This is a genomic window from Sphingomonas sp. (genome assembly GCF_025353885.1).
GTDB lineage: Bacteria > Pseudomonadota > Alphaproteobacteria > Sphingomonadales > Sphingomonadaceae > Sphingomonas_O.
In genome coordinates this window covers 1-7,529 of the sequence record NZ_JANXNX010000065.1, presented here as the reverse complement: position 1 = coordinate 7,529, position 7,529 = coordinate 1, and the positions used below count along the sequence as shown (strand labels likewise).

The window sequence follows — 7,529 nt, the reverse complement described above, 5'->3', positions numbered from 1 at the left end:
TATACGGCTTTCGGACAGGGCGCGGTTCTTTTCGACACCCGTATAGGCCCCGGCCTGCGCCGGGGTGACGAAACGGATGAAGGATACATTCCGTTTCCCATCCGTTACTATTCGCCATGACAACTTCCAAAAAAACACTCGGCCAGCGGGTCGCTCCAGCGCGATTTATCGCGTTTCTCGTAATCCTGGGGGTGGCGTTTGCCGTTCTGCTGGGGCCGCTCGGCTGGTCCCGGGCGGCGATGACGGCGTTCGATATCGCGGGCGTGTTCTTTTTGCTGTCGCTCTATCCGGTGCTGACCACGCACGGTGCCGACGCGATGAAGGAGCATGCCGAGGAGAACGACGCCAATCGCGCCCTGTTACTGGTCATCACCAGCGTCGTGACGATCGCCATCCTGACTGCGGTGTTCAGCGAACTGGCGGTCAAGAACGGTGGTGGCCCGCCAAAAGCGTTGATCGTCGGCACGCTGGCGGTGGCCTGGCTGTTTTCGAACACCGTTTATGCGCTGCATTACGCGCATCTCTATTATGTCGATGGCGCGAAAGGCGGGCTGAATTTTACAGGCGATGACGATGACGCCTCCGATACTGGGCCCGAATACAGCGACTTCATCTATTTTTCCTACACGCTGGGCATGACTTTCCAGACTTCGGACACCGGAGTGTCGTCGCGGCAGATCCGGAAAGTCGTGACCGCGCACAGTCTGGCGGCGTTTGTGTTCAACATTGGTGTGCTGGCGTTCTCGATCAATGTGCTGGGGGGCGGCTGAGGCTGGTTTTCGGTGGTCGCAGAGCGGATTGGCCACAAGTCGTCACCCCGGCGGAGGCCGGGGCCTATACGGGCGTCCGAAAGAGGGCTCCCGACCCGACAGCCGTATAGACCCCGGCCTTCGCCGGGGTGATGGGAGGCTGGCAGCGGTAACGTGAAGCTGCCGGGGTGAGGTGAACTTGCCGATCGGCGCTTTCGCGCGTTAGAACATTGATCCTGTTCCGCTTTACGAAAGTTTACGTTGCCGATGTTCACCCGTGTGCTTGCCGCCGCCCTGCTTGTTTCCACCGCCGTCCCTGCCCTCGCCGCGAACAGCGCTCCACAGCCGGTGGCGTTTGTCGATACCATCCCGGCAGCGGTCGACCAGCCTTATCCCGGCGTCATCAAGCTGAAGGTCGACGCGACCGACCTGGACCGGGCAATCATGCGCGTGGAGGAAACGATCCCGGTGGCCGGCGCGGGGCCGATGGTGCTGATGATGCCGAAGTGGCTGCCGGGCAATCACTCACCGCGCGGCCCCATCGACAAGCTGGCCGGGCTGGTCATCAGGGCGGGTGGCAAAACCCTGACGTGGCGGCGCGATCCGGTCGACGTGTTCGCATTTCATGTCGATGTGCCGTCGGGGGTCCGGGCGCTGGACGTCAGCTTTCAATTCCTGTCGCCCAATGCCGAGGATCAGGGGCGGATCGTGATGACGCACGAGATGCTGAACATCCAGTGGGAGGCGGTTTCGCTCTACCCCGCAGGATATTTCACGCGTCAGATCCCGATCCAGGCGACGGTCGTCTATCCACCAGGCTTCAGGCCCGCGACGGCGCTGCGCAAGAGTGGCGGTGCGGGCGACACGGTGACGTATCAGGCGACCAATTACGAGATACTGGTCGATTCACCTGTCTATGCCGGCAAATATTTCCGCGCCGACGACCTGGGGCAGGGCGTCACGCTGAACACGATCGCCGACGATCCGAAATATCTGGCGGCGACACCGCAGCAGATTGCGCTGCACCGAAACCTGGTCACGCAGGCGGTCAAATTGTTCGGGGCGCGGCATTTCGACCATTATGACTTCCTGTTCTCGCTGTCCGACCGGATGGGCGAAAACGGGCTGGAACATCATCGCTCATCGGAAAATGGCGTCGATCCCGCCTATTTCACGGACTGGAATGCCAGCCTGCCCGATCATAATCTGTTGCCGCATGAATTCACGCATAGCTGGAACGGCAAGTTCCGGCGCGGGGCCGATTTGTGGACGCCCGACTTCCGCACCCCGATGCGCGACAGCCTGTTGTGGATGTACGAGGGGCAGACGCAATTCTGGGGCTATGTGCTGGAGGCGCGGTCGGGGCTTGCGTCCAAACAGGACATGCTCGACGCGATGGCCAGCATCGCCGCCGGGCTGGACGTGCGAAAGGCGCGCACATGGCGCAGCCTGGACGACACGACCAACGATCCGGTCATCTCGTCGCGGCGGCCCAAGGGCTGGGTCAGCTGGCAGCGGTCGGAGGATTATTACAACGAGGGGCTGCTGATCTGGATCGAGGCCGACGCCATCATCCGGCGGGGGACCAAAAGTGCGCGCGGACTCGACGATTTCGCGCGCGCGTTCTTCGGGCTGACCGACGGCGACTATGGCGAGGTGACCTATACCATCGACGATGTCGCGGCGACGCTGAACGGCGTGATGCCCTATGACTGGGCGGGCTTTTTGAAGGAACGGCTGACCGGCAAGGCCGATCACGCGCCGCTGGGCGGGTTCGAACGAAGCGGGTATCGGCTGAGCTATACCGACACGCCGACCAATTTCACCAGGGCGGGTATGAAGGCGAACAAGTATCTGGACCTGACCTATTCGCTGGGCCTGAACGTCGGCAAGGAAGCGCGGATCAATGCGCTGATCTGGGACGGTCCCGCTTACAAGGCCGGGCTGACGGTCGGGCAAACGATCGTGGCGGTCAACGGCGTCGCCTATACCGACGATGCGATGACGGCGGCAGTGACCGCGGCAAAGGGTGGTTCGACGCCGATCCGGCTGACGGTAAAGGCCGGAACGCGGGTGCGCGATGTGGCAGTTTTGTGGAACGAGGGCCTGCGTTATCCACGGTTTATCAAGACGGGGACTGGCGAGACGCCACTCGACAAGCTACTCGCCCCCAAATGAACATCGAAATGATTCCCGTTGGCGACAACGTGCCGCACTCCCTGAACTGCATCATCGAGGTGCCGGTCGGTGGCGAACCCGTGAAATACGAATTCGACAAGAAGTCGGGCGCGTTGTTCGTGGATCGCATCCTGCACACGCCGATGCGCTATCCGGCGAACTACGGCTTCATCCCGCACACGCTGTCGCCCGATGGCGATCCGCTCGATGCGCTGGTCGTGGCCCGGTCGCCGTTCATCCCCGGGTGCGTCGTGCGCGTCCGGCCGATTGCGGTGCTGCTGCTGGAAGACGAAGCGGGCGGCGACGAGAAACTGCTGACCGTGCCGGTCGATGCGACTTTCCCATATTATACCAAGGTCAACGAAAGCGACGACCTGCCTGAGATCATCATGCAGCAGATTGAGCATTTCTTTACCCACTACAAGGATCTGGAGCCCAAGAAGTGGGTTCGCGTCGGCAAGTGGGAAAATGCCGCCTATGCCCACCGGATCGTGATGGAAGCGATCGAACGGTACAAGACGCCGGCGGCTTAACGCGCCAGTTCGGACAGCGCGAATCCAGCGACGCGGTTGATCGTCCAGCCGTCCATCGGCGTTGCGCCGAGCGATTTGTAAAAGCGGATCGCGGGCTCGTTCCAGTCGAGCACCGACCATTCGAGGCGCGCGCAGCCGCGTTCGACCGCCAGCGCGGCCAGACGGGACAGTAGCGCCCGGCCCGCCCCCGCCCCGCGCGCCGCCGGATCGACGAACAGATCCTCCAGGTAAATGCCGGGGCGACCCTCAAACGTCGAGAAATTGTGAAAGAACAGCGCAAAGCCGACCGGCTGCGCGTCGATCTCGGCGATCAGGACCTCGGCCATCGGGCGCGCGCCGAACAGGTGGCGGTCGAGCGTGGCGCGGTCGAGGCGAACCTCGTCGGCCAGTTTCTCATAGTCGGCGAGCGCGCGGATGAACGCGATGATCGCGTCGAGGTCGGACGGGCCGGCGGGGCGAATGGTGACGGTCATGTAGCGATCCTTGCAATACGCCACGCCTGCACGCGCGGCCACAACAGGCCGAGCGCAAGGCCGGCCATGATGAAGGCGGCGGCCGCGAGCTTCCACAGCGGAAGTGATTCGCCGAGCCACCAGGTCGATGCCGCCATGCCAAAGACCGGCACCAGCAGCGCGGTCGGGGCGACCGTGCCCGCCGGATAGCGCGCCAGCAGCCAGCCCCAGGCGCCATAGCCGAACATCGTGTTGGCGACCGACTGAAAAATCACGGCGCCCCAGGTGAAGGCGTCGGCGGCGGCGATGCCATGGGCGATCGCCGTCGGCCCCTCCACCACAAAGGCCAGCGCGAACAGCGGCGGGATGGAAAACAGGCTGGCCCAGACGACATAGGCGACCATGTTGACCGACCCCGCGGCCTTTGTCAGCATGTTGCCGCCTGCCCAGCACAAGGCCGCAAACATCGCCATGCCGAGGCCAAGCGGCGTCGCGCTGCCGTCGGTATGCGTCAGGATGATCCCGAGGCCGACGATAGCGAGCAGCAGCGCAACGACCTGCACCCGGCGAATGCGCTCACCGGTAAAACGCATGGCCAGACCGATGGTGAAAAACACCTGAACCTGCATCACCAGCGAGGCCAGGCCCGGCGTGATATCGTGACGCATCGCCATGAACAGGACACCGAACTGCCCGACGCCGATCAGCAAGCCATAGGCGGCGAGATTGCCCCACGACACCGCCGGTCGCTTCAGGAAAAACGCCGCGGGCAACAGCACCAGCGTGAAGCGGAGCGCGGCCAGCAGCAACGGCGGCAGGTGCGCCAGCGCGAGTTTGATGACGACGAAATTGCTGCCCCACACCGCCATGATCGCAATGGCGAGCAGCAGGTGGCGCGGTGCCAGCGTGGCCGGTTGAACGGGGTGGGTCAAATTGCTGCCTCCAGCTTGGCGATATCGGGGCGGCCACCGCGCGCGGCGACGATGCACCCCGCGACGATGAAGGCCGCGCCCAGGATTGTCGTCGGCGTAACCGGCTCGGCATAGAAAATCGCGCCCATGATCGCCGCCCAGACAAAGGCGGTATATTCTACCGGAACCAGCACCTGCGCCTCGGCCCGCGCATAGGCCCATGACAGCAGGAGCAGCGAACAAAAGGCGAGCACGGCGGACAGCAGCAGCATCGGCACATGCCGCACATCGGGCACGACCGCCAGGAAAGGCGCGACGAGCAACAGGAAGCCCAGCACCGACAGGTTCTGGAAAAAGGCGACCTCGGTCGGGCTGGCGAGCAACGCCTGCTGGCGCATCAGAATGATGTTCCACGCATAAAAGATCGCCGACAACAGAATCGCCGCGACGCCGGCCAGGTTGCGGTCGCCGGTCGCGCCGACCCGCGTGGCGACCAGCACCGCGACCCCGACGATGCCAAAGATCGAGGCGATGACGCTGTGCCGCCCGACCTTTTCACCAAGCAGCACGACCGCGAGATAAAGCGCGATCAGCGGCGCGACGAACGACAATGCAATCCCTTCGGCAAGCGGCAGCTGCGCGATGCCGTAGAAGAACAAAACCGCCATGACCGCGGTGACCCCGCCGCGCAACAGATGGACGCGCAGGCCCGGCCGACTGGGCCAGCCACCGCGCTTGTATAGATAAGGCCCAACGCTGATCACCACGCCAATGCCGACGCGCCACAACATGGCATTGTAAGCACCCAGCGCAATCGCCAGCCCCTTCATCGCGGCATCCATGCCCGAAAACAGCGCGATGCCGACGCACGCGACTGCAAACGGGATGGTGCTGGATGAACGGCGCGCGGGCATGGAGGGGCCGTAGACTTAAGCCAACGGGACGTCACGCACGAAGCGGCGCGTTGGGGTGGGTTTAGTTCAGGATCGTCTTGTCTGAAAACTTGCTCCGATTCGCATCGGATTTGTGCATCACAAAAACGCCTGCATTTCCGGCATTTTTTAAATGATGCAAAAGCTTTGAGTTTTGCATCAAAAATGACAAAGTGGCGGTTAGCTGGTGCATACATCAGGCACCGAGATGCCGGGGGGAACATTGATGGTCAAAGCACTCTTTGCGATTGCGGCGGCGCTCGCTGTTACATCGCCGTCGGTTGCCAATAACTTTCCTGCAGAACGCTTCATCCAAGCCAAGCTGGGAGGGAAGTGGGGCATGCTGGACCAAAACGGGAAGATGGTCCTGCCATTCATCTACGATTTTATTAACGTGGACGAGAGCGGTGACATTTCGCTCGAAATTAACAAACTCAACGGCAAGGCCGATGCTGGGGGCCGTGTATTTATCCCAGTTAGCTACCAGTCTGTGGGCACCTTCCACACGGACGGCTATGCTACAGCGTCGTCAGGCGGGCGCTATGGTCTGATTGACCGTAATAACCAATGGGTATTGCCAGCAGTCTTCTCGTCGATTGATAGATTCGATGACGGAACCCTTTACGCGGCTCGATATAAGGGCAAATTTGGCGTCCTTTCTTTAACTGACAAGAAGTGGGTGGTCGCGCCGACGTTCTTCTACATCGGCCCCCTCGCGAAGAATGGGCTAGCTCCAGCGAAAACCGACCAGACTCACGAAGGATTTATCAATCGGGAAGGCATCTGGACAATTCCGGCTGGTCAGTTTGAGGAGCTGTGGCAGTTCGGCGACGACGGCCTCGCAGCTGCCAAAATGGACAAAAAGTGGGGGTTTATTGATTCCAGCGGTAAGTGGGTCATCAAGCCAATCAGCGAAGATATAATTTGGCCAGATGAATTTAACAGTAAAGGTGTTACGTTTGTAAAGATTGGCGATTATTATAGGCTTATAAACAAGGCTGGTGAATTTGTTGGATCGCAGCTTTACGATGAAGTCCGTTATTTTAAGGGTGGCTTTGCACAAGTCAGTGTCAGAGAAAGATGGGGGTTGGTCAATGAGGAAGGTAAGACGGTGCTCTCACCGACCTTCGAGGCTTTTACCGACTTCAATCAAGAAGGCTTGGCTGCTGCCTTCGAGGGCAAAAAGACATGGATCATCGACCGGAAAGGCAGGCGACAATTCGGGACTAAGTTCGATCGGGTTGGCGGCTTTTTCGGCGGCGGGTGGGCCGCAGCCTCCGTTAGCGGCAGGTGGGGCGCAATCGACGTGCGGGGCAATTGGCTTATCCCCCCGAAGTACGATTGTGTGAGTATCTGTTTCGACGACCCACCACCCGTAATTACCCTTTCCCCGATGTCATCCGACTAAGCGGAGCCGGTTACCCAAACCTGTCACTAGGTCAGAGGCTCAATAGGCTATTGCGTAAAACGCGCGTTTTGTATAATGCAATCTCTGGATGCCAAGGAGGCCACGATGACACAGGTCGCTGCGACGGAGTTCGCCCGCAATTTTGGTCGCTACCGCGAGGAGGCCCAGCGCGAGCCGGTCGCCGTGGTGACGCACAACCGGGTCACCGGCTATTTCGTGTCGGCTCGCGACTATGACGAATATCAGCGCCTCAAGGCGACGGCCCCTACTGCCCTGGCGGTCGAGGAGTTGGACAGCGCGACGTTGGAGGCACTGGCGGCATCGCGGATGGATTCTCGCCACGACCATCTCAATGCGCTGATGGAT

General features: G+C 61.2%; 8 protein-coding genes. 5 read left to right on the top strand and 3 right to left on the bottom strand.

Translation table 11 applies throughout. From position 1 onward, the window contains the following. The first annotated feature begins 116 nt into the window (after window positions 1–116). The 3 genes from Q0R02_RS07085 to ppa all read left to right on the top strand — a co-directional run bounded on the left by Q0R02_RS07085 (window position 117) and on the right by ppa (window position 3,460). The gene (locus tag Q0R02_RS07085; protein WP_293881956.1) at window positions 117–770 is read left to right on the top strand and encodes a DUF1345 domain-containing protein; all 654 of its coding nucleotides are present in this window, start codon (window positions 117–119) and stop codon (window positions 768–770) included. Between the two features lie 246 nt (window positions 771–1,016). After that, window positions 1,017–2,927: a peptidase M61 gene (locus Q0R02_RS07080; protein WP_293881957.1), complete on the top strand. Its 1,911-nt coding sequence runs from the start codon at window positions 1,017–1,019 to the stop codon at window positions 2,925–2,927. Next, window positions 2,924–3,460 carry an inorganic diphosphatase gene (ppa, locus tag Q0R02_RS07075; protein ID WP_293881954.1) on the top strand — a complete coding sequence of 179 codons (537 nt, stop codon included), beginning with the start codon at window positions 2,924–2,926 and terminating at the stop codon, window positions 3,458–3,460. Before Q0R02_RS07080 ends, ppa begins: the two co-directional genes overlap by 4 nt. Here the strand turns inward: ppa and Q0R02_RS07070 are convergent. The 3 genes from Q0R02_RS07070 to Q0R02_RS07060 are packed head-to-tail and all read right to left on the bottom strand — an operon-like array spanning window position 3,457 to window position 5,737. Next, complete coding sequence (locus tag Q0R02_RS07070; RefSeq protein WP_293881952.1) at window positions 3,457–3,933, bottom strand: GNAT family N-acetyltransferase; 477 nt, start codon at window positions 3,931–3,933, stop codon at window positions 3,457–3,459. The two genes, ppa and Q0R02_RS07070, sit on opposite strands and share 4 nt — an antisense overlap. Next, window positions 3,930–4,844: an EamA family transporter gene (locus tag Q0R02_RS07065; protein ID WP_293881950.1), complete on the bottom strand. Its 915-nt coding sequence runs from the start codon at window positions 4,842–4,844 to the stop codon at window positions 3,930–3,932. The genes Q0R02_RS07070 and Q0R02_RS07065 overlap by 4 nt, the downstream gene beginning before the upstream one ends. Next, window positions 4,841–5,737 (bottom strand): DMT family transporter, encoded by an 897-nt coding sequence (locus tag Q0R02_RS07060; RefSeq protein WP_293881948.1) that lies wholly within the window; start codon window positions 5,735–5,737, stop codon window positions 4,841–4,843. The genes Q0R02_RS07065 and Q0R02_RS07060 overlap by 4 nt, the downstream gene beginning before the upstream one ends. A 244-nt stretch (window positions 5,738–5,981) precedes the next feature. Here Q0R02_RS07060 and Q0R02_RS07055 point away from each other — a divergent pair, with 244 nt between their 5' ends. Then, window positions 5,982–7,163: a WG repeat-containing protein gene (locus tag Q0R02_RS07055; protein WP_293881946.1), complete on the top strand. Its 1,182-nt coding sequence runs from the start codon at window positions 5,982–5,984 to the stop codon at window positions 7,161–7,163. Window positions 7,164–7,268: 105 nt separating this feature from the next. Further along, window positions 7,269–7,529: hypothetical protein (locus tag Q0R02_RS07050; protein ID WP_293881945.1), on the top strand; the 261-nt coding region annotated here is incomplete at its 3' end.

Excerpts from the sequence above, each read along its gene's own strand:
- ppa (WP_293881954.1), top strand. The coding sequence starts at position 2,924 with ATGAACATCGAAATGATTCCCGTTGGCGACAACGTGCCGCACTCCCTG.
- Q0R02_RS07060 (WP_293881948.1), bottom strand. The coding sequence starts at position 5,737 with ATGCCCGCGCGCCGTTCATCCAGCACCATCCCGTTTGCAGTCGCGTGC.
- Q0R02_RS07070 (WP_293881952.1), bottom strand. The coding sequence starts at position 3,933 with ATGACCGTCACCATTCGCCCCGCCGGCCCGTCCGACCTCGACGCGATC.
- Q0R02_RS07055 (WP_293881946.1), top strand. The coding sequence starts at position 5,982 with ATGGTCAAAGCACTCTTTGCGATTGCGGCGGCGCTCGCTGTTACATCG.
- Q0R02_RS07085 (WP_293881956.1), top strand. The coding sequence starts at position 117 with ATGACAACTTCCAAAAAAACACTCGGCCAGCGGGTCGCTCCAGCGCGA.
- Q0R02_RS07080 (WP_293881957.1), top strand. The coding sequence starts at position 1,017 with ATGTTCACCCGTGTGCTTGCCGCCGCCCTGCTTGTTTCCACCGCCGTC.